20 protein-coding genes are annotated in these 24093 nt (G+C 57.2%); 6 read left to right on the forward strand and 14 right to left on the reverse strand.

Annotated elements, in window-relative coordinates; translation table 11 throughout:
* Positions 1–116: 116 nt before the first annotated feature.
* From ileS to PL263_RS13635, 5 genes are all read left to right on the forward strand, one after another.
* On the forward strand, positions 117–2948 hold the full coding sequence (ileS, locus tag PL263_RS13615; protein WP_278209857.1) for an isoleucine--tRNA ligase: 2832 nt from the start codon (positions 117–119) through the stop codon (positions 2946–2948).
* Entirely contained in the window at positions 2941–3420 is a 480-nt protein-coding gene (lspA, locus tag PL263_RS13620) for a signal peptidase II (protein WP_140913823.1), read from the forward strand. The genes ileS and lspA overlap by 8 nt, the downstream gene beginning before the upstream one ends.
* Positions 3421–3577: 157 nt before the next feature.
* On the forward strand, positions 3578–4051 hold the full coding sequence (locus PL263_RS13625; RefSeq protein WP_140913822.1) for a CYTH domain-containing protein: 474 nt from the start codon (positions 3578–3580) through the stop codon (positions 4049–4051).
* Positions 4052–4132: 81 nt separating this feature from the next.
* Complete coding sequence (locus PL263_RS13630; RefSeq protein WP_278209858.1) at positions 4133–4801, forward strand: tetratricopeptide repeat protein; 669 nt, start codon at positions 4133–4135, stop codon at positions 4799–4801.
* Between the two features lie 65 nt (positions 4802–4866).
* Complete coding sequence (locus PL263_RS13635) at positions 4867–9495, forward strand: EAL domain-containing protein (RefSeq protein ID WP_278209859.1); 4629 nt, start codon at positions 4867–4869, stop codon at positions 9493–9495.
* Here the strand turns inward: PL263_RS13635 and PL263_RS13640 are convergent.
* The 10 genes from PL263_RS13640 to PL263_RS13685 all read right to left on the reverse strand — a co-directional run bounded on the left by PL263_RS13640 (position 9484) and on the right by PL263_RS13685 (position 18671).
* Entirely contained in the window at positions 9484–10965 is a 1482-nt protein-coding gene (locus PL263_RS13640; RefSeq protein ID WP_278209860.1) for a cobyric acid synthase, read from the reverse strand. The genes PL263_RS13635 and PL263_RS13640 overlap by 12 nt on opposite strands.
* Complete coding sequence (gene bluB, locus PL263_RS13645; RefSeq protein WP_278209861.1) at positions 10955–11611, reverse strand: 5,6-dimethylbenzimidazole synthase; 657 nt, start codon at positions 11609–11611, stop codon at positions 10955–10957. The genes PL263_RS13640 and bluB overlap by 11 nt, the downstream gene beginning before the upstream one ends.
* Positions 11611–12330 (reverse strand): adenosylcobinamide-GDP ribazoletransferase, encoded by a 720-nt coding sequence (locus PL263_RS13650; protein WP_278209862.1) that lies wholly within the window; start codon positions 12328–12330, stop codon positions 11611–11613. The genes bluB and PL263_RS13650 overlap by 1 nt, the downstream gene beginning before the upstream one ends.
* Before the next feature lie 2 nt (positions 12331–12332).
* The gene (locus tag PL263_RS13655) at positions 12333–12746 is read right to left on the reverse strand and encodes a TM2 domain-containing protein (RefSeq protein WP_140914376.1); all 414 of its coding nucleotides are present in this window, start codon (positions 12744–12746) and stop codon (positions 12333–12335) included.
* Positions 12747–12877: 131 nt separating this feature from the next.
* On the reverse strand, positions 12878–13918 hold the full coding sequence (cobT, locus tag PL263_RS13660; RefSeq protein WP_278209863.1) for a nicotinate-nucleotide--dimethylbenzimidazole phosphoribosyltransferase: 1041 nt from the start codon (positions 13916–13918) through the stop codon (positions 12878–12880).
* Positions 13919–13926: 8 nt separating this feature from the next.
* Positions 13927–14454, reverse strand: coding sequence for a bifunctional adenosylcobinamide kinase/adenosylcobinamide-phosphate guanylyltransferase (gene cobU, locus PL263_RS13665; protein ID WP_278209864.1), 528 nt, complete (start codon positions 14452–14454; stop codon positions 13927–13929).
* Complete coding sequence (locus PL263_RS13670) at positions 14447–14890, reverse strand: universal stress protein (RefSeq protein WP_278209865.1); 444 nt, start codon at positions 14888–14890, stop codon at positions 14447–14449. The genes cobU and PL263_RS13670 overlap by 8 nt, the downstream gene beginning before the upstream one ends.
* Before the next feature lie 14 nt (positions 14891–14904).
* A complete protein-coding gene (locus PL263_RS13675; RefSeq protein ID WP_278209866.1) occupies positions 14905–15411 on the reverse strand; it encodes a hypothetical protein in 507 nt (168 codons plus the stop codon).
* 2 nt (positions 15412–15413) lie between these two features.
* On the reverse strand, positions 15414–17303 hold the full coding sequence (locus PL263_RS13680; RefSeq protein ID WP_278209867.1) for an ATP-binding cassette domain-containing protein: 1890 nt from the start codon (positions 17301–17303) through the stop codon (positions 15414–15416).
* Between the two features lie 141 nt (positions 17304–17444).
* Positions 17445–18671 (reverse strand): M48 family metalloprotease, encoded by a 1227-nt coding sequence (locus tag PL263_RS13685; RefSeq protein WP_278209868.1) that lies wholly within the window; start codon positions 18669–18671, stop codon positions 17445–17447.
* A gap of 70 nt (positions 18672–18741) precedes the next feature.
* Between PL263_RS13685 and PL263_RS13690 the strand changes: the two genes are divergently transcribed.
* Positions 18742–19755, forward strand: coding sequence for an IS110 family transposase (locus PL263_RS13690; protein WP_278209869.1), 1014 nt, complete (start codon positions 18742–18744; stop codon positions 19753–19755).
* A gap of 287 nt (positions 19756–20042) precedes the next feature.
* On the opposite strand, the gene PL263_RS13695 is transcribed toward PL263_RS13690, so the two are convergent.
* The 4 genes from PL263_RS13695 to PL263_RS13710 form a co-directional block, all read right to left on the reverse strand.
* Entirely contained in the window at positions 20043–20783 is a 741-nt protein-coding gene (locus tag PL263_RS13695; protein ID WP_278209870.1) for a M48 family metallopeptidase, read from the reverse strand.
* Positions 20784–20990: 207 nt separating this feature from the next.
* On the reverse strand, positions 20991–21833 hold the full coding sequence (locus PL263_RS13700; RefSeq protein WP_278209871.1) for a hypothetical protein: 843 nt from the start codon (positions 21831–21833) through the stop codon (positions 20991–20993).
* Positions 21834–22102: 269 nt separating this feature from the next.
* A complete protein-coding gene (locus PL263_RS13705; protein WP_278209872.1) occupies positions 22103–22789 on the reverse strand; it encodes a DUF4276 family protein in 687 nt (228 codons plus the stop codon).
* A complete protein-coding gene (locus PL263_RS13710) occupies positions 22786–23874 on the reverse strand; it encodes an AAA family ATPase (RefSeq protein WP_278209874.1) in 1089 nt (362 codons plus the stop codon). Before PL263_RS13710 ends, PL263_RS13705 begins: the two co-directional genes overlap by 4 nt.
* Positions 23875–24093: the final 219 nt, after the last annotated feature.

A 24093-nucleotide genomic window follows, 5' to 3' on the forward strand; every position in this document is an offset into this window, starting at 1 on the left:
TTGGTGCTAGAATCGCGCGTTTACCATTATTAAACCGTTCGGCAAATCGGCGCAAGCGTTCGGCTTCAGCGGCCGGTGTCGGCGATTACGCGCCGGAATGCTACGCAGAAAACACCATGACCATCGATTATAAACAAACCCTGAACCTGCCCAAGACCGAATTTGCGATGAAGGCCAATCTGGCTCAGCGCGAACCGGAGATGCTGAAACAGTGGAACGAAAACCAGCTGTATCAAAAGATTCGCGAGGCTTGCGCCGGCCGGCCTAAATTCATTCTGCACGACGGCCCGCCGTATGCGAACGGCGCGATTCACATCGGCCACGCGGTGAACAAGGTGTTGAAGGACATCATCGTCAAATCCAAAACCCTGGCCGGTTTCGACGCCCCCTACGTGCCGGGCTGGGATTGCCACGGCTTGCCGATCGAATTGATGGTGGAAAAGTCGGTCGGCAAGGCCGGCGTCAAAGTATCGCCGGCCGAGTTTCGCAAGGAGTGCCGCGCTTACGCCAAGAAGCAGGTCGGCATTCAAAAAGAAGAATTCATCCGCTTGGGCGTATTGGGCGATTGGGACAATCCTTATTTGACGATGGATTTCGCGTTCGAGGCCGACATCGTCCGCGCCCTGGGCCGAATCGCCGCCAAGGGCCATCTCAGCAAGGGCTTCAAGCCGGTGCATTGGTGTACCGATTGCGGCTCGGCGCTGGCCGAAGCGGAAGTGGAATACGAAGACAAACACTCGCCGGCGATCGACGTGCGTTTTGCCGTCGTCGACGAGCATGCCTTCATGGAAAAGTGCCATCATGCCGGCGATCGCGAAGGCCAAGGCCCGCTGTCGGTGGTGATCTGGACCACCACACCCTGGACACTGCCGGCCAACCAAGCGGTGGCATTGAATCCGGAGCTGGAATACGCGGTGGTGCAATGCGAAATCGACGGCCAAACCGAACGGCTGTTGCTGGCTGAAGCATTATTAAAAGATGCGGTATTGCGTTACGGCATCGGCGAGCACCACATCGTCGGCTACTGCAAGGGCAACGCGCTGGAAGGCCTGTTGTTGCAGCACCCGTTCTACGACCGGCAGGTGCCGATCATCCTCGGCGACCACGTTACCACCGACGCCGGCACCGGCGCCGTGCATACCGCGCCCGGCCACGGCCAGGAAGACTATGTGGTCGGCATGAAATACGACCTGCCGGTCGACAACCCGGTCGGCAGCAACGGCGTGTTCCTGCCCGGTACCGAGTTATTCGCAGGCTTGCACGTATTCAGCGCGAACGACAAGGTCTTGGAAGTTTTGCGCGAGCGCGGCCGCTTGCTGCACCACCACGCCTTGCTGCACAGCTATCCGCATTGCTGGCGCCACAAAACCCCGATCATTTTCCGCGCCACGCCGCAGTGGTTTATTTCGATGGAAAAGAACGGTTTGCGCGATACCGCCTTGAACGAAGTCAAACGCGTCGATTGGGTGCCGGACTGGGGCCAGGCGCGGATCGAGGCGATGATTTCCAACCGCCCGGACTGGTGCATCTCGCGCCAGCGTACTTGGGGTGTGCCGATCGCCTTTTTCGTGCATAAAGAAAGCGGCGAACTGCATCCGCGTAGCGCCGAATTGATCGAGCAAGTCGCGCAGCGCATCGAGCAACAAGGCATCGATGCCTGGTTCGAGCTGGATGCTGCCGAATTGCTGGGCGCCGACGCCGAGCACTACGAAAAAGTCGCCGACACGCTGGATGTCTGGTTCGACTCCGGCGTCACCCATGCCGCGGTACTGGAACGCCGCGAGCAACTGCGTTTCCCGGCCGATTTGTATCTGGAAGGCTCGGACCAGCATCGCGGCTGGTTTCAGTCGTCGTTGATGGCGTCGGTGGCGATGAACGACGTCGCGCCATATAAAGAGGTGCTGACCCACGGCTTCACCGTCGATGCCGAGGGCAAGAAAATGTCCAAATCCAAGGGCAACGTGGTACTGCCGCAGACGGTGATGAAATCGCTGGGTGCCGACGTGTTGCGCTTGTGGGTGGCCAGCACCGACTACCGCTACGAAATGTCGGTGTCCGACGAGATTCTGAAACGCACCTCCGACGCCTACCGCCGCTTGCGCAACACCGCGCGCTTTTTATTGGCGAACCTGGACGGCTTCGACCCGACGCAACATCTGGTCGGCAAGGACGATTTAGTGGCGCTGGACCGCTGGGTGGTCGACAAAGCCTGGCAATTGCAGGAAGAAATCAAGGCGGCTTACAACGAATACCAATTCCAGGTGATCTACCAAAAAGTGCTGAATTTTTGCAGCATCGACTTGGGCGGTTTTTATCTGGACATCGTCAAGGACCGCCAGTACACCGCCAAGGAAGATTGCCTGGCGCGCCGTTCCGGCCAGACCGCGATGTACCATGTCATTGAGGCACTGGTGCGCTGGCTGGCGCCAATCACCAGCTATACCGCCGACGAAATCTGGCACTTCATCCCCGGCCAACGCGGCGAGTCGGTATTCCTGGAAACCTGGTACCAAGGCTTGTTTCCGCTGGAAGCCGATGCCGCGATCAACCGCGACACCTGGGACAGGGTCATGGCGGTGCGCGCGGCGGTGTCCAAGGAACTGGAAGCCTTGCGCAAAGACGGCGCGATCGGCGCATCGTTGAATGCCGAAGTCGATTTGTATTGCAACGAAGTTTACGGCGCCGAATTGAACAAACTGGGCAAAGAGTTGCACTTTATTTTCATCACTTCCAATGCCGGCGTTTCCGATATGCAGTTCTGCCCGGACGATGCGGTTGCGACCGATATCGACGGTTTGAGAATAAAGGTCAGAGTATCCGAGCAGCAAAAGTGCGTGCGCTGCTGGCACCAACGTTACGACATCGGCGAGCATCCGGAGCATCCGGAGTTGTGCGGCCGTTGCGTGGAAAACGTGGCCGGCAATGGCGAGACCCGTCGTTATGCTTAAGTGGCTTTGGGTTTCGGCGCTGGTGCTGATATTGGACCAAGCCAGCAAACTGACGGTCGACGCGACGATGCAACTCTATGAATCGATTCCGTTGCTGCCGAATTTCAATCTGACTTACGCCCGCAATACCGGCGCCGCCTTCAGTTTTCTGGCTCAGGCCGGCGGCTGGCAGCGCTGGCTGTTCGCAGGGCTGGCAGTGGTGATGAGCGGCATCATCGGCGTCTGGTTGTACCGACTGAAACCATATGAAACCCTGATGGCCTGGGCCTTGTCGCTGGTACTTGGCGGCGCGATCGGCAATCTGATCGACCGGGTGGCTTACGGTTACGTGATCGATTTTCTCGACGTTTATTACCAAAACTGGCATTGGCCGGCGTTCAATATCGCCGATTCGGCGATTTGCATCGGCGTCGGCCTGATGTTGCTGGAAAGCTTCGGCGTCGGCCGCAAAAGCGCCGATTCGCCGGCATAATCCACAACAGTTCCAATGCGCCGTCCGGCAATTCGGCGGCGCGCGCTCCATCTGCCTCAGCCTGCCCCGAGTCGGCGTCTGCCCGGTTCGCCCCCGAAGTCCTGAAAAGTCCGCTCCCAGCCATTATCATGTCGCTTTTGCCGCGAGGAAACACAGCATGGCGCTCGAAGTGGAACACAAATTTTTATTGGCTAACGACGCTTGGCGTGACGAAGTCGAGGATTCGGTTTTATACAAACAAGGCTATCTGAGCGGGAGTCCGCTCAGCTCGATCCGAGTACGGATTTCCGACAGCCAAGCCTGGTTGAATATTAAAAGCGCGACAATCGGAACCCATCGCCTCGAATTCGAATACGAGATCCCGTTGGCCGATGCCGAGCAATTGCTGGCGGAGCTCTGCCATAAGCCGGTGATTGAAAAAGTCCGCCATTTCGTGCGCCGCGAGCCGCATCTGTGGGAAATCGACGAATTCCTCGGCGACAATCAAGGCTTGATCGTGGCTGAGATCGAGTTGTCGCAAATTGGCGAATCTTTTGCAAAACCGACCTGGCTGGGCCAGGAAGTGACGGACGATTTGCGCTATTACAACAATAATTTGGCAAAAAATCCGTTCAAGGATTGGGATAAATAACAATAATTTACGAGAAGTATTGAAAAGCGAGGTGCAATGCTCTATATTTTCTGTATGAGCAAAGCTACTGTTGTTGTTTTTTTGATACTTTTCGCGACCCCGATCTGGGCGTCGGAGCTGACCCATGCTATCGACAATTTGGAGGGCGAGTGGGCCAAGGTGTATTACCAAAATGACGAGAGCTTACAGCGCAAAGCCTATCCGGCTTTGATCGACAAAGCGGCCGAGTTGGGCAAACGCTTTCCGCGCGCCGCCGAACCGAAAATCTGGCAAGCAACCATCATTGCCACCAACGCCGAATTTCAGTCATCATTGGATGCATTGGCTAGCCTGAGAACTGCCAAAGGCTTGTTGGAAGAAGCGATTGCATTGCAACCCGAGGCATTGGATGGCGCCGCTTATGTCACGCTGGGCACCTTGTATTACATGGCGCCCGGCTGGCCCATTTCTTTCGGGGACAACCAATTGGCCGAACAAATGTTAAAGGCCAGCCTGAAAATCAATCCCAACGGCATTGATGCCAATTATTTCTACGCCGATTATTTGCTGCAGCAAGACCGCAGCGCCGAAGCGGAAGAATATTTGCGTAAAGCGGTGCAAGCACCGTTACGCAAAAACCAGTATTTTGCCGACAGCCAATTGCAGAACGAGGCCAAACTGGCCCTGACCAATACGCAACAACGAAAATCGAATACCGGCAAAAATAAATTTCAAGCGATATTTACGACCGCGACCTACAGCGCCGATTAAAACCGGCTGGGGCGTTCGATTTTTGGATGTAGAATAACCCTACTTTCATTCCGGCGTGCCGCCCCATGACAAAAAGCTTTATTCGGCTGGCAACGGTTTTTGCCGTGTCGTTCAATGCCGCAGCCCTCGCTGCCGGGCAGGCGCCGGAGCCGGTAACACTGCAGCTTAAGTGGTTTCATCAGTTTCAATTCGCCGGCTATTACGCCGCGCTCGAACAAGGCTACTATGCCGAGGAAGGCTTGCAGGTCGAGATCCGTGAACGCGATCCTGCGCAGGATTTCGTCGAACAAGTCGTTTCCGGCCAAGCCGATTACGGCATCGGCGATTCCGGCTTGGTCGTCCGGTACGCCAACGGCAAACCGATTGTCGCCTTGGCGGCCATCTTCCAGCACGACGCCCTGGCGTTGTTCAGCAAGCAATCTTCCGGCATCCTCAGCCCCTATGAAATGTCCGGCAAAAGAGTCATGTACGATCTGGCCGGCGAAAACAACGCCCAAATCCGCGCGCTGTTGGCCGAGGCCCATCTCGACGAAACCCGGCTTCAAAAAGTAGCCCACAACTTTGCCGACTCGGACTTGATCCGCAATAAAGTCGATGTGATGGCCGGCTACGTCACTGACCTGCCCTTTGGCTTGCGCCAAAAAGGGATCAAATTCAATCTGATCTCACCGCAGAACTACGGCATCGATTTTTACGGCGACATCCTGTTTACCAGTCAGGCCGAACTGGAAAAGCATCCCGGCCGCAGCGAGGCGTTTCGCCGCGCCAGTTTGAAAGGCTGGCAATATGCACTGGAGCATCCGGACGCCGTTATCGAACTAATCCGCAGCAAATACCACAGTAAGCTCAGCCGCGGACAACTCCGGTTCGAAGCCGAGGAAACCCGCAAACGGATTCAAGCCGACACGATTCCGCTCGGCCAAATCGAGGCGGCACGGCTCCAGCGGGTTGCGGAAATATTCTCCAATCTGAAATCAATGCCCAGCTTGAATCCGAAACAGCTGGACGGCTTCATTCTGAGCGGCGGCCGCTTGAACGGCATATCCTTGACCGAGGCCGAACGCATCTGGCTGAACAAGCATCCGACGATTCGGCTCGGCGTCGAGCGGAACTTACCACCCTATGAAACCCTGGACGCCGCAGGCCGCTACACCGGCGCTGTCCCGGATTTTCTGCAATTGATCGAAAAGCGGTTGGGTATCCAGTTCGTCCCGGTGCAGAACAAGACCTGGCAGGAGATACTCGAAATGGTCGAGCGCGGCGAACTCGACGCCGTCTCCGCAGCGCTTAAGACGCCGGAACGCGAACAATATCTATCCTTCACCGAGCCCTATCTGTCGATGCCGGCCGTCGTTATCGGCAACAAATTCCACGGCTTCATTACGTCGCTGCATATGTTGGCCGGACGGCGGATCGCCGTCGAACAGGGCTATTTCGTCCAGGAGTTGCTTAAACGCGACGATCCGAACTTGCAACTGACGGTTGCCGCTTCGGTAAATGACTGCCTGCGACTATTGGACGAGGGCAAAGTTGACGCATACATCGGCGATGCCGCTTCCGCCAGCTTCATCATCAAACAACAAGGTCTGTCCAACCTGCGCATCCTCGGCCAGACCGGCTACGTCGGCGAAAGTCGGCTGGCTGTGACCAAAGCTCACCCGGAATTGTTGAGTTTGCTGGAAAAAGCTTTGGCGGCGATCGAGCCAACCGAACGCGACAAGATCACCAACCGCTGGCTGGGCATCCAGGCCGACACCGGCGCCGACCTGAAAACCTTGGCCAAACCGGCGCTCGCCTTGCTATTGGCTTTGCTGTTCTGCTTTTACTGGGTTTACCGCTTACGCCGCGAGATCCGGGCCCGCAAAACCAGCGAAGCCGATCTGGCGCGCTTGTACACCAACATGTCTCTCGGATTTGCGCTGCACCAGGTGATTCGCGATCCCGGCGGCAAAATCGTCGACTACCGTTACCTGGACATTAATCCCGCTTTCGAAAAAATGACCGGCCTTGGCCGCGAAAATTGGATCGGCAAGACTGTCAAACAGGTGTTGCCGCAAACCGAAGCGGCCTGGATCAACAGTTTCGACGGCCTGGACATCAGCGGCGAACCGAAACACTTCGAAAACCATGTGGCGCAGATCGACCGCTGGTACGCCATCGACAGCTACAAAGCCGGTCACGACCGCTTCGTCGTCCTGGTGCAAGATATTACCGAACGCAAGCAAACCGAACTGGCACTGAAGCAAAGCGAAGAGCGGTTTCGTATCAGCCAGTTCTACGGCGGCGTCGGCATTTGGGAATCGGATTTGCAAACCAACCGCCAGTTCTGGTCCGAGATCGTCACCTCCGAATTGGGTTTTCCGGTCAAAGACATTCATACCTGGGCCGATTTTCTGGCCGTGGTTTACCCGGAAGACCGGCCTTTATTGATTGAAGCGACGCGACGCCATATCGAAACCGGTGCCAAATACGAGGTGGAGTACCGGATTCAAGGTAACGGCGGCGAGCGGCGCTGGATGCGCTCGGTGGGTCAGGCCGAACGCGACGCTTCCGGCAAACCGGTGCGGATGCGCGGTATCGTCCAGGATATCAGCGAACGTAAAAAGGCCGAGGAAAAACTGCGGCTGTCGGCGCGGGTATTTTCCGATGCCCACGAAGGCATCATGATTACCGATGTCGATGCGTTGATCATCGACGTCAACACCGCGTTCAGCGAAATCACCGGCTACAGCCGCGACGAAGCGATCGGCCGGAATCCGCGGTTTCTCAAATCCGGCCGCCAGTCCAACGAGTTTTATGCGCAGATGTGGCAAACCCTGAGCCAAAACGGCCATTGGCGCGGCGAAATCTGGAACCGGCGCAAAAACGGCGACTTGTACGCCGAGCTGCTGACGGTCTCGGCATTGCGCGACGAATCCGGCGCCATCATCAATTACATTGGCTTGTTTTCCGACATCACCGAAACCAAAAAGCAACAGCAGGAACTGGAAGTACTGGCGCATTTCGATCCGTTAACCCAGTTACCGAACCGCGCGCTGTTTGCCGACCGATTTGCCCAGGCTATCGCCCACAGCAAGCGCGCCGACTCGCTGTTGGCGTTGTGTTACCTGGATCTGGACGGCTTCAAGCAGGTCAACGACCATTTCGGCCACGAAACCGGCGACCAGTTGTTGATCGAGGTCGCCAAACGCATCAAGATGAATCTGCGCGAAGGCGACACGGTCTGCCGCCTGGGCGGCGACGAATTCGCCTTGCTGTTCGAGAATCTGCAATCGATCCAACAATGCGAAGACACCCTGAGCCGGATTCACCAGGCCTTGGCCGAGCCGTTCGAATTGGTCGAACGCCACGTCCGTATCGCCGCCAGCAGCGGCGTGACGGTCTACCCGCTGGATATGGAAGATCCGGACATCCTGCTGCGTCATGCCGACCAGGCCATGTACCAGGCCAAGCTCGAAGGCCGCAACCGCTTCAAATTGTACGAACATCTGCCGCAGCCGAGCAGCGGCTACAGCCAACGCCCCAGCCGACTGGAACAGGCTTTGGCCGAAGTCGGCCAAGCCTTGGCCCAAAATCAGTTCCGCCTGTATTACCAGCCCAAGGTCAATTTAAAATCGGGCGAGATCGTCGGCATGGAAGCGTTGATTCGCTGGCGCCACCCAGAGCGCGGCCTGTTGCCGCCGGCCGAATTCCTGCCGATCATCGAAAACACGCCGCTGGAAATCGACGTCAGCAACTGGGTGCTGCGCCAGGCCTTTATCCAATTGCAAAGCTGGCGTGAACAAGGCTTGAACCAGCAAATCAGCGTCAATGTCTCGCCGCGGCATCTGCAATGGCCGGATTTCATCAAGAATCTGGAGACGCTGCTGGCCGAATTTCCGCAGCTATCGTCCCGGCAACTGGAACTGGAAGTGCTGGAAAGCAGCGTGTTGGAAGATTTGATTTCGGTCGGCGAAGTGTTGAAGCAGTGCTACCACGAATTGGGCATACCCTGCGCGCTGGACGATTTCGGCACCGGCTATTCATCGCTGGCCCACCTGCGCCACCTGACCATCAACACCGTCAAAATCGACCAGAGCTTCGTCCGCGACATGATCGACGATCCGGACGACATGGCCATCGTCGAGAGCGTGATCGCACTCGCCAAAGCCTTTAAACGCGAGGCGGTGGCGGAAGGCGTCGAAGACCTCGAACACGGCGTGTTTCTGATCGACTTGGGCTGCAGCGTCGCCCAAGGCTACGGCATTGCCCGGCCGATGCCGGCCGACGCCGTGTTGGGCTGGGTCGCCAATTACCGCCATCCGCCGGCCTGGAGCCGTTGTGCCGGAGCCGAGCGCAGCGCCTGGCACAGACAGTTGGAATTGCTGAAATTGCAACAGCAATACTGGTTGCGCCGGCTGGAGCAATGCCTGCACGGCGAAGCTATCGACATCAAACCGCGCTGGCCGGTTGCCACGGCCAAAAAATCGCACCTCGGCCGCTGGCTGGAGCGGCAGAAAAACGAACGCAACGTCGATCGGCAATTGCTGGAGCAGCTGGAGCGCGCGCAACAGCAGCAACACCGGCTGGCGCAATTGATGTGGCGTAACCGGCAAGAGGGCCGCAACGCGGAAGCTGCCGAGCAGTTTAAACAGCTATTGGAAGTGAATCTGGAGATCGTCCAGTTACTGGAGCATTGCGAACTATCGTTCTGAACCGAACCGGCGGACGCCGGCTTCCAGCTTGGCGAAATCGCAGTGTTCGGCCACGCAATCGGCCAGACGCTCGATGCCGGCCTCGCGCAGCGCATTAAAATCGACGGCCTGGTTGGCACTGTAGCCGGCCCATGCCAACAGTGCATCGCAGGCTTCCGGCAAATCGAACAGGCCGTGCAGGTAACTGCCGGCGACTTGGCCGTCGGCGGCAATCGCGCCGTCCGGCCCGTCGGCCAGCTCGAATAACGGACTGGACAAGGCCGGGCCGCGACTGATACCGAGATGGATTTCGTAGCCGGCCACCGGTGTATTCAGCCGGTAAAAACGGCCGGCCGTGCGCTTCAGGCATTTCTCGGCTTGCAACTCGGTCGCCATATCCAGCAAGCCCAACCCTTCGGCTTGGCCGGGGGCGCCTTCCAGACCGAGCGGATCGGCGATCGTCTGGCCCAGCATCTGGAAACCGCCGCAAATGCCCAGCAATTTGCCGCCGTAGCGCAAATGCCGACGAATGAAACCATCCCAGCCCCGCTCGCGCAACTGCGCCAGATCGCTACGCACGGCCTTGCTGCCCGGCAGCACGACCAGATCGGCGCCGTCGACCTGGTCCGGCCGCTTGGCAAAACTGACTTTGACGCCGGGATGCAATTGCAGCGGGTCGAAATCGGTATGGTTGCTGAAACTGGGCAGGTGCGGCACGACCACCTGAAAACCGCCGGCGCCGGCTGCGGCATGGCGGATGGACAGCGCGTCCTCCGCCTCGAGGTACAAGTCGTGCAGATAAGGCAACACCGCCAGCACCGGCTTGCCGGTTTTGGTTTCCAGCCAGTCCAGGCCGGGCTGCAACAAACCGATGTCGCCGCGGAAACGGTTGATAACGAATCCCACCACCCGCCGCCGTTCGCTGTCCGACAGCAATTCCAGCGTACCGACCAGATGGGCGAACACGCCGCCGCGGTCGATATCGGCGATCAAAATCACCGGACAATCCACCGCTTCGGCAAAGCCCATGTTGGCGATATCGCCCGCGCGCAAATTGATTTCGGCCGGACTGCCGGCGCCTTCGACGATGACCATCGCGTATTGTTCGGTCAAGCGCCGCCACGACGCCAGCACGGCTTGTTTCGCCACTTTTTTATAGTCGTGGTACTGCGCCGCAGACTGGTTTTGCAGGACTTTGCCATGGATGATGACTTGGGCCGTGGTATCGGAATTGGGCTTCAGCAATACCGGATTCATATCGCTATGCGGCGGCAAGCCGCAGGCGGCGGCCTGTGCCGCCTGGGCCCGGCCGATTTCGCCGCCGTCTATGGTCACGGCGCTGTTCAAGGCCATGTTTTGCGGTTTGAATGGCGCTACGCTGACGCCCTGGCGCCGGTAGTAACGGCATAAGGCCGTGACCAGCGTGCTTTTGCCGGCATCGGAGGTGGTGCCCTGCACCATCAAGGCCGGAAACGGCGACTTAGGTGTCATCGGGCCAGCTATTTTCGTAAACGAATGCCGACAACGGCTGCGGCGCGGCCCAATTTTCCAATTCCAGCATTGGCTTCGGGTAAAACTCGGCGACATGGCCCAAACATAAAATCGCTATCGGCCGGCTGCCGGCCGGCATGTTCAACAAATTTGCCAGCGCCTGCGGCTCGAACAACGACACCCAGCCCAAGCCCAGACCTTCGGCGCGGGCCGCCAGCCACAGATTCTGGATCGCACAAGAGGCCGAGGCCAAATCCATTTCCGGCAGGGTGCGGCGACCGAAGATGTGACGTTCGCGCCGGTCCGGCAACGCGACGACCAACAGCTCGCCGCAATCGAGGATGCCTTCCACTTTCAGCTTCATGAATTCGTCGTGGCGTTCGGCTAACGCCTCTGCGGTAGCGCGGCGCTCGGCTTCCACCAGCTCATGGATCTGCCGGCGCAGTTCGCGGTCGCTGATCCGTAAAAACCGCCAGGGTTGCATCAGGCCGACACTGCCGGCCTGATGCGCGGCTTGCAGCAAGCGCGCCAGGACTTGCTGATCGACCGGGAGATCCAGGAAATGGCGCATGTCGCGGCGTTCGGCGATAGCGCGGTAGACGCCGTTCAGTTCCGGCTCGGAAAAGCGGTAAGGCGACTGCGTCATCAAAATGCGGCGGCGACAATCACGGCGGTTTCCACCAACTCCACCGCCGCGCCGTAGACGTCGCCGGTGCAGCCGCCCAAGCGGGCGATGGCGGTGCTGCGCAGCCAAAACAGCAGTAGCCCGGCGGCCAATAGCGCCGGCCAACCCGCCAGCGCCAAGCCCAATAACGCGCTGGCCGCGATCGGCCAGCGCGCCGCGTCTGCCGGAAACTGTTCCAGCAGTTTGGCGGCCAGGCCGTGAGGATTGACGTAAGCGGTGCTGCACATCAACAGCAAAATCCCCGCCCGGCCCAATACCGGCGCCAACACCAGCGGCACATAGCGTTGTTCGGCCAGCAGCGCCTCGATCGCCGCGAATTTCAGCAGCAACACCAGTAGCAAAACGCACACCGCAATCGGGCCGGAGCTGGGGTCTTTCATAATCCGCAAGCTGCGCTCGCGGTCGCCGTAGCCACCGACCCAGGCGTCGGCGCAATCGGCCAAACCGTCCAGATGCAGGCCGCCGGTCAGTAACACCCAGACGGCCAGCACCAGGGCGGCGCCGGCCAAGTGCGGGCCGCCGGCCAGCATTGCCGCCAGCAGCGCCAGCAGCAAGCCCAGCAGCAGGCCCACCGCCGGATAATACAGTGCGGATTGGCCCAGCCGGCGCGGGTCGGCCGGACCGGTGTCCGGGACCGGAATGCGGGTCAGAAACTGTAAGGCCAGCCAGAATGCCTGCACGGTTATTTCAGATGCCGGCCCTTGGCGTCTTTATCGATATGGCCGGTAAAAATCAGTACGCCTTCGATAAAGCCCCACATCACGCCAAAACCGCCGGTGCCCAGCGTGACCAGGGTTTGCAACAGACCCAGCATATAAAACCCCAGATAAATCCGGTGCAGACCGATCGCGCCGAAAGCAATACCCAGCAAGGCCGCCAACATCCGGCTCTTTACCGGTTTGACTTCCATCAAGTAGGCGCCGACCGGACTGACTTCGGTGACCTTGCCGTCGTCCTGATCGAAATCGACGTCGTCGCCGGCTTTAGGCGGCTCTTGGGAGGTCCATTGGTCGATATGGAATTCGTAAAACTGGTTTTGGTATTTGATAACGCCGGTTTGGCAGCGTTCGTCGTAACTTTCGATATGTCCTAGCATGGGCTAATCCGCATTGGTTTGAGTTGTTTTTATTATTCTGCCGCGCCGGAGCGACTCGGATATTTGCAGCGCCGGCCATGATACGGGAAAGCGCCATGGCCTGCCATCGTCCGCAACGCTCGCTGCCGGCGTCAGCCTGCGGATACTCCGGCTTCGGCAAAGGTCGCCATTTCGTTGTGCAGCCGGCAGGCCATTTGCAGGATAGGTACCGCCAACGCCGCGCCGCTGCCCTCGCCCAGACGCATGTCCATCGTCAGCAGCGGCCGGGCTTGCAACGCCTGCAGCACCCGGCCGTGGCCCATTTCCGCCGAACAATGGCCGAAGAAAAACCAGGCCGTGCAGCCGAGGTTGAGCCGCGCCGCCAGCAAGGCGGCGACGCTACTGATGAAACCGTCGACCAAAACCGGCAATCCCTGTTGGGCCGCGGCGATATAAGCGCCGGCCAGTGCGGCAATTTCGAAACCGCCCAAGGTTTGCAGAATGGCGAACGGCGTGTCCAACAGCGGCCGGTGGCGTTGCAGCGCGGCCTCGATCACCGCGGCTTTACGGCCGATTTGTTCCGGCAGCAAACCGGTCCCGGCGCCGGTAATCTCCACGGCCGGCAGACCCAAACAAGCCGCAGCCAACGCGCTGGCGCTAGTGGTATTGGCGATGCCCATTTCGCCGCCGACGAACAGTTGCGCGCCGTTGGATAGCGCCCGCGCCACGGCACGGCGGCCGGCGGCCAGCGCGAATTCCAGTTGGGCGGCGGTCATCGCCGGGCTCTCGACGAAATTGGCCGTGCCGGAACCGGCGCGGTCGGCAATCACGTTCGGCAGCGCCACCGGCTGCAGTAAGCCGGTATCGACCACTTCGAAATCAGCGCCGATATGGCGAGCCAACACATTGACCGCGGCGCCCCCGGCGGCGAAGTTTTTCACCATTTCCGCGGTAACCGCTTGCGGAAAGGCCGATACGCCCTCGGCGGCGATACCGTGGTCGGCGGCAAACACGCTGATATGAATGCGGTCTATGCCCGGCGCTGGGCTGCGTTGCATCGCCGCCAGCCGGGCGGCGCAGTCCTCCAACACGCCCAAGGAACCGGGCGGTTTGGTCAGTTGCTGCTGGCGTTGTTGGGCTTGCAGGCAATAGTCGGCCGCGGGCGCGGCAATCGGCTCGAAGATCCAATTCATCGGCGGGATTAAACCTGTTTCAGGATTTGCGGCAAACCGGCGGTGACCAGTACCACTTTATCGCAGAGTTGGGCCAGTTTTTGGTGGAGGAAGCCGGCTTCGTCGACGAAGCGGCGTGTCATCGGATCGGCGGCGACCACGCCCAAGCCGACTTCGTTACTGACCAGAATCACCCGCTGGCCGCCGATACTCAGCGCCTTGCACAAGGCATCGCTAAGGTCGCGGTAACGCTCCGCCTGCAGATTCCCTTGCCGATCGAACAGCACGTTACACAGCCACAAGGTCAGGCAATCCACCAGTAGGCAGTGGCCGCTGCCGGCCGATTCGGTAATGACCCGCGCCAAATCCAGCGGCTCTTCGAGCGTGGTCCACTCAGCCGGCCGCCGCTGCCGATGGTGCTCGATCCGCGCTCGCATTTCGGCGTCGCCGGCTTCTGCCGTCGCCACATAAACCACCGGCAGTCCGCTGGCCAGCGCCTGCTGTTCGGCATAGCGGCTCTTGCCGGAACGGGCGCCGCCCAGCACCAATTCAATCATCGGCCAGGCGCACCGCCAGCACATCGCATTGGGCATGGTGCAACACGCCGTTGGCGGTAGAACCCAATAACAAAGCCAGGCCGTGGCGGCCGTGCGAGCCGACCACGATCAAATCGACTTGGTTTTCCGCGGCGACGCGGACGATTTCCAGTTTCGGGCTGCCCATCTCCAACCATTGCCGCTCGGTAGGCACGCCCAATTTTTCGCCCAATTCGGCCAGCCGTTTTTTAGTGGCTTCGATCAGTTCCTGGGTCAAATCGACATCGAACGGAATCATCGGCCCGTAAGCCGGATCGGTAATCGGCAGATTGTCGACCACATGTACCAGGCTGAGCTGGGCCTGGTTTTGTTCGGCAAGGCGTTTGGCTTTTTCCGCGACTTGGCCGCCGTGTTCAAAAAAATCGGCGGCCAGCAAGATATGTTGGTACAGCGTCATAAATAAGCTCCAGGTTAATCGGCGGCGGGTCCGGCGAATAATAAGGTCATTACTTGCGAGGAAATCAGTATATATAAAAACGCCAACGCCAAACCGAAAAGCAAGGGCCGATCCAGCGCATTGCGGAAGATGTGGCCGTTGACCAGCCAATGCCAGATCATCATGCCCATCACCACGATGAAAGCAACGTCGCCGATCTGGGTTTGCAGGCTGGCCACGGCCGGAATTGCGCATAGGCTGATCAGGGCGTCGGTACCGAGCAAGGCGGTAAAGGTCTGCGGAAACCGGGCGGTTTTGCCGGCGAAATACAGCAGCGGATAACAAAACCCGACCAGTAACGCCGTTTCCACTGCGATCTGAGCGATGGCTTTGCTCCAGGAGCCGTCCAGCAGCAGAATCAAAAGATTGACGCCGATATAGGGTAAGAAAACCAGCCGGTACAACACCGGAGCGGCCGGTACATCCTGCGGACCTTTGCGCAGGATGGTAATCTCGAAAAACAACACAATCAGTTGGTACATGGTCACTCCGCTTGTTGTAGGTTTTCCTCCGCGGCCAGCCAATCCGTCTCGGCTTGTTCCAGCGCGCTGTCGATCTGGCTTTTGCGGCTTAGCAGTTGTTTTAATTGTTCCTTGTGTTCGTCGGCATAAATCGCCGGATCCGCCAGCATTTCCTCCAGATCCCGTTGTTGCTGGTGAAACTTTTCCACCGCCGCTTCGGCCTTTTTGACCGCATCCAGCAGCGGCTTCAGCCGTTGCCGGCGTTCGGCATCCTGCTTGCGTTGATCTTTGCGCGATACGTTGCCGGTCGAGTCGCTACCGGCGGCCGGTTCGTCCGCAGCCCTCTTCTGTTCCGCCAGCCATTGCTTGTAATCGTCCAGATCGCCATCGAAAGGCTGCAGCCGGCCGCCGGCCACCAACAGCAACTGGTCGGTGACCGAACGCAGCAAGTGCCGATCGTGCGACACCACCACCAGCGCACCCTGGTATTCCTGCAAGGCCACACTCAGGGCGTGGCGCATTTCCAGATCCAGATGGTTGGTGGGCTCATCCAGCAACAGCAGGTTCGGATTTTGATAGACCAGCATCGCCAGCACCAGCCGGGCTTTTTCGCCACCGGAAAACGGCCCGACCGGATCGTTGACCTTGTCGCCGCGAAAATCGAAGCCGCCCAGAAAATTGCGCAAATCCTTCTCGGCGGCCTGTTTGTCCAGTTGCTGCAAATGCCACAGCGGGCTTTCCTCCAGCCGCAGCAATTCGAGCTGGTGCTGGGCGAAATAGCCGATGTTCAAATCCTGGGCGGTCTGCAGCTTACCAGCCAACGCCGGCATTTGCCCGGATAAAACTTTGATTAAGCTGGATTTGCCGGCGCCGTTAGGGCCGAGCAGGCCGATCCTGTCCCCGGGCGAGATCGACAGGCTGGCGTTTTTGATCACCACCTTGTCGCCGTAGCCGATGTCGGCTTCCTCGATCTTCAATAGCGGATTCGGCATCCGTTTCGGCGGCGGAAAGGCGAATCCGAACGGCGAATCGATGTGGGCCTGGGCGATGATTTCCATCCGCTCCAGCGCCTTGATCCGGCTTTGCGCCTGGCGGGCCTTGGTGGCTTTAGCCTTGAAGCGGTCGATGAAGCTCTGGATGTGGGCAATCTCGCGCTGCTGCTTTTCGAAGGCAGATTGCTGCTGCGCCAGTTTTTCGGCCCGCATCCGCTCGAAGTCGGAATAATTGCCGGTATAGATCTCGGCCTTACCTTGTTCGATATGAACGATGTGGTCGGTGATCGCATCCAGAAAATCGCGGTCGTGCGAAATCAGCAACAGCGTACCGGGATATTTGACCAGCCAGTCCTGCAAATAAATCACGGCGTCCAGATCCAGGTGGTTGGTGGGTTCGTCCAGCAACAACACGTCGGAGCGGCACATCAGGGCCTGGGCCAGATTCAGTCGCATCCGCCAGCCGCCGGAAAACGAACTGACCGGCCGGGCTTCCTGCTCGCTGGTAAAACCCAGACCGTTCAACAACCGCGAGGCGCGGGCCTGGGCGGTGTAACCGCCGGCGTGTTCCAGTGCCGCATGCAATTCCGCCAGTTTCAAACCGTCGTGCGCCTGCTCCGCCGCAACCAACTCGGCCTGCAGCCGGCGCAAGGCCTGATCGCCGTCCAGCACGTAATCGATCGCCGAACACGGCAATGCCGGAGTTTCCTGGGCGACATGGGCGATTTCCAGATTCGGCGGCAACGAGAACTCGCCTTCGTCGGCATGCAGCTCGCCGCGCAACAACGCGAACAAGCTGGATTTGCCGGCACCGTTGGCGCCGGTCAAGCCGATTTTCTGGCCTTTATGAATGGTGAAAGACGCCCCGCTGAACAGTTGGCGGCTGCCGCGGCGAATCGCGATGTTTTTGAAATTGAGCATGGTGGCGATAAAACGTTCGGCTCGGCGACATGCCGCACCGGGATCGCGATTTTAGCGCGGGATGGGGTTCGGTGGGTGACGGATTTTGTGCCGCCCGTCCGAAGCCGGAGCGGGCGGCGGGGGGAGTCCCTTGGCGGCGGCTTAGCGCCGGTAAACTTCGATACCGGCCTTGATCGCCCGTTTGGCAATGGCTGCATAAGCACCGGATTTGCACAACACGAACAGGTTTTGCGGCAGTTGGAGTTCGGCAATCAGCTGCTGCGTCAGTTTTTTTTCGTTGGCAAAGCGGGTTTTGGCAAACGCCACGACATAGGTTTTGGCCTCGGGATAATGCTGCATCGGTTTTTCCGCCAGCCAAATACGCTTGACGCCGGACAAGTTTTGCCCGGCTGCGCGCAACACGGCCAAGGTGTCGTCGTCGGCATCGGGCATGATCAACACGTCTTTGCGCGTCAGGTTTTGCCGCTCGATAGCCGCGGCATGGTTGACGTCGATTTGCCGCTCCGCCCGGCGTACCCACTGCTCCGCAGCAGCGTCCTCGCCCCGGCTGCGGTAAAAGTATTCCAGCCAGCGACAACCGTCGAGCGCCAATTCCGGCTTGGCCTGCATCGCGGCCTGGATTGCGTCGATACCGGCCGCATCGCCGCGTTTCAACAGCAATCGGCCGATCACAAAGTCGGCATTGGCGTCGATATGGGCGGCGCGGTAACGTTGAAACAGCGGCAGCGGATCGATATCGGGCGCGAATTCCTCGGTCAGCGTCGCCAAACGCCATTGCTGGTCGCGGCTCAGGGTTTCGGCCGACAATGCCGTCAATTCCGCGAGTTGGCTGCGGCCTTGTTGGCAATAATTGAAGCGCTCCTGCCACTTGTCACCGTGGCGTTGCAGCCAAAGCCGGTCGAAGTCGGTCAATACGTTGGTCAAGCGTTCGCCCAACCAGGCATGAGCCGCCGACAGCGCCGGCATTTTCGGCAGCGGGGTTCCGGCCTGTAGCGCCTGCAACCGGTCGCTCAGCGCCGGGTGGGTATCGTAGTGGCCGGTTGCCACCGCCATCGCTTCGGCGGATTTGCGCTGCAATTCGTCGGCCGCAAACGGGGCCTGGCTCAGGAAATCGCGCAACGGGCCGAACGGCGCAGCCGGCTGCTCGTTGCAATCGGCTTGCTGGAAAAACGGCGCCCAAAACCGCTCGTTGACCAGACCGCTGACCACGTAGCTGTTGACCAAAGCCTGCGCCGCATCGGCGCGGCTGGTCAGTTGCGCGGCGACGGCGTCGGCGGCGAATTCATTGCTGCGGGCCAACGCGAACGAATAGGCGGCAAAGGTCGGCGCATACCAATCGAAAAAGCGCCGCATCAAGGATGATGGCATGGACTCCTCCCCACCCCACGCGGTGTCATACTGCGCCAGAGAATTTAAACGGAGCGACGAGGAGTCCGAAATGAATAGTAACGTGGTGGGTCTGGATACGGCAAAAAGCATTTTTCATCTGTACAGCCAGGCGGCGAACGACAGGCCGGTGAAAAAGAAACTGAGACGGGCAGAGATGCTGAGCTATTTCGCCAACTTGCCGGTTAGTCTGATTGGCCTAGAAGCTTGTGGCGGCGCTCACTACTGGGCGCGGGAGCTGACCAAACTCGGTCATGAAGTCGTGCTGCTGAATGCCAAGTTTGTGAAGGCTTTTGTAGTCGGCAACAAGAACGACTTTAACGATGCCGAAGCCATTTTCACGGCGGTCACCCGGCCCAACAAACGTAAGGTAGCGGTGAAAGACGATGCTCAACAAGATATGCAGATGCTTCACCGCTTGCGCCAAGAACGGGTAGCCGAGCGCACGGCGCTGGCCAACCAGATGCGCGGTTTTCTGGCCGAGCGCGGCATCGTGCTGGCAACAGGCCTTAACAGCGTGCGCAAAGCCTTACCGCTGATTCTGGAAGACGCCGACAATGCACTGACGTCCACGGGCCGCGAATTGTTTGCCGAACAGTATCAGCGTCTGGTAGCCATCGACGCTGACATTAAGGCCCACGAGCAACGTATCAGCCGCTTATGCGAGCAAAATGCGCTGAGTAAACGATTTCGGGACGTGCCGGGTGTTGGGCCGATCACCGCCACCATCCTGGCTTCGGACATTGGCGACGGCAAGGGCTATACCCGAGCACGTGATTACGCCGCCAGTCTGGGCGTGGTGCCCAGACAACACAGTAGTGGCGACAAACAGGTATTACTGGGGATTAGCAAACGCGGCAACCGCTACTTGCGCACCTTGTTGATCCACGGTGCGCGATCAGTGCTAAAAGTGTGCAGCGGCAAGACCGATCCGCTGAGTCGCTGGCTGCAAGGTCTGATCGAACGACGAGGCTTCAACAAAGCCGCCGTGGCGCTGGCCAACAAGAATGCCCGGATACTCTGGGCGATGGCGACGCAGGGCAAAGCATACCGAGCGGGGGCATAACCACCGTTCGATGCCGGGTTATCCACCCTTTGCCCAACGCCTCCACGCGAGGGAAGGGCTCCGGCGTCGGGCAAAGCGTGGATAACCCTCAATCCGGTGTAGGGCAAGACAAACAGAGTTCAACAGATTGCGGAGGCAAGTAACTCAAAAGTGATGACATTCAACAGGTCAGACCGGTGCTTTTAAATCCCGTTCCGCGCATAGGTTCTTAAGAAACCGTTAGGATGATAGTGGAAAAAGCGCGCGGATAGATTCATCAGGGTCCGAAGGCCTATCAAGTACCTTCATCAAGAGACCGAATATATGGCTGCAATCTTGATCTCTGTTGGAAACATCAATTTTGATAACACTTGGCTTGCAATTGGGGAGGAGTCCATATATGCGCCGATGTTTTGTTGTTGCTCCAAGCCGTCGACGATGCGTTGCCAACCCAGCCTGACCCGGTAAATCCAGCCGCCGAAACGGCCATGCGCGGCCGACAGATGGCCCAGTTCGTGGGCGATCACGGCTTCGGCCTGGGCCGGAGACAGGCTCATCAACAACTCCAGACCGAGTATCAGCGTGTTTTTCGGAAAGCCGAACACACCCAGCCGCGGGGTCTGTACGATGGCGGCGTTGGCTTCCGGCGTCAGAATCACTTGGTGAATTCGCGGCGCGCGCAGTTGCCGGCTCAGTGTTTTCAGACGGTCGAACAGTTGCGGATACTGCTTGGCGGTCAGGCGGTAACCGTCGGGCGCGTCGAACTTGACCCACAGCGCCCTCAGCAGCACGTAGATCATGCCCAGAATCACGAAGATCAATTTCTTCTTCAGCAACAGAATCGCAAAGGTGGTGCTGGCCAACGCGGCCCAGCCGATGCCGACGCTAAGCGCCAACAAGGTAAACAGCACGCCGAAGATCACCAGATAACCCAATAGCGCCATCAGGCCGACTTTGGCCCGGTACAGATCGGGTCGTTGCTGCGCTTCCCGTTCCGCGCGGCAGATCAGGGCTTCCAGGTGTTCGCGGCGTTCGGTCGTGGATTTCATCGCAGGCTCCGTGCAGAGAAGGTTGAGTTACTGGTATCGGCAAAAAAGCCGCCGGCATGGCGGCCCGGATATCATAACCAACCTAACGGAAAGATTGTGCGGTTAATCTCGAAGGGGCAGGCGACGGATACCGGCCGGGAAGCGCTTGCGCCCGATGCCGCCTAGCCCCACCGGCAAACGCAGGCGCGAAACGGATACTCCGACCGTTTAAACCTCGGCCGCACACCGGCCGCACGGCCGGTTGCGACGGAAGCTGCCGGCCCAGGTGGCGGCAATGCCGGTCAAAAATAACGGCAACGCCGCCGGCAAGGGCACCGGTTGGATCGGAATGCCGAACGTGCCGGACTCGGAGGCGGCGATCGTCACACCCTGCGGCAGAATCAGATTCAGCGTCGCGGTGTTATTCAAGGCGCCGGTGATGATGGCGTTCTGATCGACCGCGAATATCGTGAAACTCAACAAGGCGCCGATATCGGCGTCGACGTTGCCGGTAAAAGTTTTGGTCACCGACAAGGTATCGCTAAAGGCGCCGTCGCTACTATAAAAGCTGGAGTCGAAGGCATTGGCGCCGCTGGTCGGGCCGAAATTGATCGAAGCAAAACCGCTGGCGCTGCCGCCTAAGATGCTCAAAATGCCGTCCACTTGCAGTTCGAAAGTCACCTCGTAAGGCGTAGCCAGGTCGGAGTGCAGAGAAATCACGTCGTCCAATTCGGCACGAGCGCTGAGTACGCCAATTTCGCCGTTGGCTTTAGCGTCTTGCGCGGTATTGTCGATTTGGCCGAACACTTTCAACTCCAGCAGGCCGATATCGGCCGAGGCACTGTAATAGAAGGCACCGTTCGGATCGCCGGCCTGGACCGCGACGACCGAGCGGTCGAACGGCGTACCGGGCGGGCTGGGTTCGGCATCCGCGGTCACGTTTTCGCGAACGAAGTTGCCATCCAAATCGGTATAACCGGCCGCCGCGATTTGGGAGACGGCGTGGGCGGATAAACTGGAGCAGGCTAGCAAGCCGCCGCAAAGCAGGGAATAAGCGCTAGGGTTTCGCATTGGGAATCCTCCTGAAAATTGCAGGTAAAGGCCAAACGGCAGCGATAGTCTAACGCGCGGGAATAGCGAATAATATGTTAGCTATTTCACATTTTATGTCCGAATTTACTGACTTGATCTATGCCTTGTGCGGGCCTGAAATCGATCGGAAATAGACCCAGGGCCAAGCCGGCGGGAATGGGAATGGAAAGCTATGGCGTTTGGAATGCGACGGAATGAGCGGTATTGTCAATTAAGTGTGACATATTGATTTTTGGACAAATTCCCTCCTAATAAGCCAAGATCCCAAATTGATTTAATTTTGTGTACCATTCAGAAAAATGCTGGCACTGTTCACATAGTTTATCAATGCCAATACTTTTGATCGCCAAAGAACCGTGGCGAACTTTTCCGTAAGTAGGTTGTTTTAAAATCGATTTAAGGCGAGCTGACGGTTTGGTTTCATAACTATTATTGATATGTTCAGGACTTGGAAATTCGCTACGCACTAATTGCAAAGCAGATAAATACCTTTTCCAATCCGTTTCTAATTCAATAATTTTTTCAACATCAGAAAATAGCAGACCCTCAAACTCATAAGGCTGAATGTGGGGGATAAAACGATCGGCAAAAAGCTCGTTATCTTTGAAAAGATCAAGCTTAAATTCGTTTTCTAGTTTTTTCGCCCTTTCCTGTACATCCATTATTCGCTGACTTTCCTGAAAGCAAGGGAATTCGCTATCAAGAGCGTATAAATCAAAAAAAGTGGTAACTACTGCATTAGAATCTTCTTTTAAGCAATTGATTATAAATCTTTTTACCCGCTGATAATTTAAACCACCGCCTTTATGTCCTTTTGATGTCGGTATTAAGCGTGGGATTAAATAAACCTGTTGATTTGCCAATATTGGCGCAATCACATCACGAACAAAAGTTTCTTCAGTTTGACCTTCACAAACGACAAACATTCTTATCATCGTGAAGGTCTCCCGCCTATAATATTTTGTTTCCAAAGGTCTCCAAGACTGTAGTCCTCAAGCCAATCTTTTAACCTTTCCTCACTCAGGCGATTAAACGTAGAGCTATCATTCCCTCTATCGACAACAACTATGTCATTGGCTGAAAAATGATCAATCAATTCAATAGACTGCGTAGAAATAATAAGCTGCTTTTTCTCTGAGGCCCGTTTAATTAAGTCGGCTAAAACGGCAAGCGCATAGGGGTGCAAGCCTAATTCTGGCTCATCTATCAATACTGTATCGTTCATCATATGAAAAGGCTGTAATAGCAGGGTTGCCAAACAAATAAAACGTAAGGTTCCGTCTGATAGTACATGGGCTTTAAACGGCGTATCAGGATTACCTCTTTCGAACCATTCCAACTGAACATTCTCAACATCCTGACGCTCGACGAAATCATGAAAAAATGGCGCCACTAAGCGAATGGTATTGACGATTTGCTGGTAATTATCAGGGTAAAGGCGTTTTAAGCGCATTAAAAATGCCGCCAAGTTGCCGGCATCTGTTTTTAATTTTAAATTATCGTTTACAGAGTGAATCTGTTTTACCGATGCAGTATCACTGGTATCATGGAAATGATAAACTCGCCAGCTTTCTACGGCAGGTTTTATATACTGGGCATAACGGTGTATAGATGCTCTAAGCATGGCTTCACCATGGCCGGAGCCAATAATACTCGTTGATGAATAAGGTGCGTAAGCAGTCCCGTCATAGTAAAGGCATTCTTGTTTGAAGATTAGTCGATTATCTAGGGTGGGCTTTAAGCTGAATTCATAACCGTTATGCGTAAAATAAAAACCCATCTCGATTTCTTTTGTTTTTTTCCGACCATAATGCAATAAAGCATCTGGCCCGCCATTGGTTTGAACATAATCTTGCAAATTTTGTTCATACATATTGGCTAAGAATTTGAATACTGAAATAAAATTACTTTTCCCTGCGCCATTCGCTCCCAGCAAAATATTAAGATCAGTCAATTTAAAATTCTGCAAATCTTGGATAGACTTATACCCTTTAATAGTAATTCTATTTAATTTAGGCATTTTTTATTACTGTATTTGTTTTGTTAGGCTTCTGTATTTTTTCATTCTACTAAATAAAGTACCATGATTACATCGCTGACAGGAATCTACTTGGAAATTCAGTGTCAGGGCAGTTTTGTTTTCCCAATAATCACCCTCGATCTAGTAAACCTGACCGACCGCTAACAGGTTGGTGAAAAACTCTTTTTTGGCGTTGAATGACTCTATATTTAGTGCCGA

Source organism: Methylomonas sp. EFPC3 (assembly GCF_029643245.1).
GTDB lineage: Bacteria > Pseudomonadota > Gammaproteobacteria > Methylococcales > Methylomonadaceae > Methylomonas > Methylomonas koyamae_B.

What these genes read in the sequence shown, in the direction of transcription:
- PL263_RS13670 (WP_278209865.1), bottom strand. Translation starts at nt 14,890, where the DNA reads ATGACGCTGTACCAACATATCTTGCTGGCCGCCGATTTTTTTGAACAC.
- cobT (WP_278209863.1), bottom strand. Translation starts at nt 13,918, where the DNA reads ATGAATTGGATCTTCGAGCCGATTGCCGCGCCCGCGGCCGACTATTGC.
- bluB (WP_278209861.1), bottom strand. Translation starts at nt 11,611, where the DNA reads ATGACGCAGTCGCCTTACCGCTTTTCCGAGCCGGAACTGAACGGCGTC.
- cobU (WP_278209864.1), bottom strand. Translation starts at nt 14,454, where the DNA reads ATGATTGAATTGGTGCTGGGCGGCGCCCGTTCCGGCAAGAGCCGCTAT.
- PL263_RS13710 (WP_278209874.1), bottom strand. Translation starts at nt 23,874, where the DNA reads ATGCCTAAATTAAATAGAATTACTATTAAAGGGTATAAGTCTATCCAA.
- PL263_RS13705 (WP_278209872.1), bottom strand. Translation starts at nt 22,789, where the DNA reads ATGATAAGAATGTTTGTCGTTTGTGAAGGTCAAACTGAAGAAACTTTT.
- PL263_RS13675 (WP_278209866.1), bottom strand. Translation starts at nt 15,411, where the DNA reads ATGTACCAACTGATTGTGTTGTTTTTCGAGATTACCATCCTGCGCAAA.
- ileS (WP_278209857.1), top strand. Translation starts at nt 117, where the DNA reads ATGACCATCGATTATAAACAAACCCTGAACCTGCCCAAGACCGAATTT.
- PL263_RS13700 (WP_278209871.1), bottom strand. Translation starts at nt 21,833, where the DNA reads ATGCGAAACCCTAGCGCTTATTCCCTGCTTTGCGGCGGCTTGCTAGCC.
- PL263_RS13655 (WP_140914376.1), bottom strand. Translation starts at nt 12,746, where the DNA reads ATGCTAGGACATATCGAAAGTTACGACGAACGCTGCCAAACCGGCGTT.
- PL263_RS13685 (WP_278209868.1), bottom strand. Translation starts at nt 18,671, where the DNA reads ATGCCATCATCCTTGATGCGGCGCTTTTTCGATTGGTATGCGCCGACC.
- PL263_RS13690 (WP_278209869.1), top strand. Translation starts at nt 18,742, where the DNA reads ATGAATAGTAACGTGGTGGGTCTGGATACGGCAAAAAGCATTTTTCAT.
- PL263_RS13680 (WP_278209867.1), bottom strand. Translation starts at nt 17,303, where the DNA reads ATGCTCAATTTCAAAAACATCGCGATTCGCCGCGGCAGCCGCCAACTG.
- PL263_RS13625 (WP_140913822.1), top strand. Translation starts at nt 3,578, where the DNA reads ATGGCGCTCGAAGTGGAACACAAATTTTTATTGGCTAACGACGCTTGG.
- lspA (WP_140913823.1), top strand. Translation starts at nt 2,941, where the DNA reads ATGCTTAAGTGGCTTTGGGTTTCGGCGCTGGTGCTGATATTGGACCAA.
- PL263_RS13695 (WP_278209870.1), bottom strand. Translation starts at nt 20,783, where the DNA reads ATGAAATCCACGACCGAACGCCGCGAACACCTGGAAGCCCTGATCTGC.
- PL263_RS13640 (WP_278209860.1), bottom strand. Translation starts at nt 10,965, where the DNA reads ATGACACCTAAGTCGCCGTTTCCGGCCTTGATGGTGCAGGGCACCACC.
- PL263_RS13635 (WP_278209859.1), top strand. Translation starts at nt 4,867, where the DNA reads ATGACAAAAAGCTTTATTCGGCTGGCAACGGTTTTTGCCGTGTCGTTC.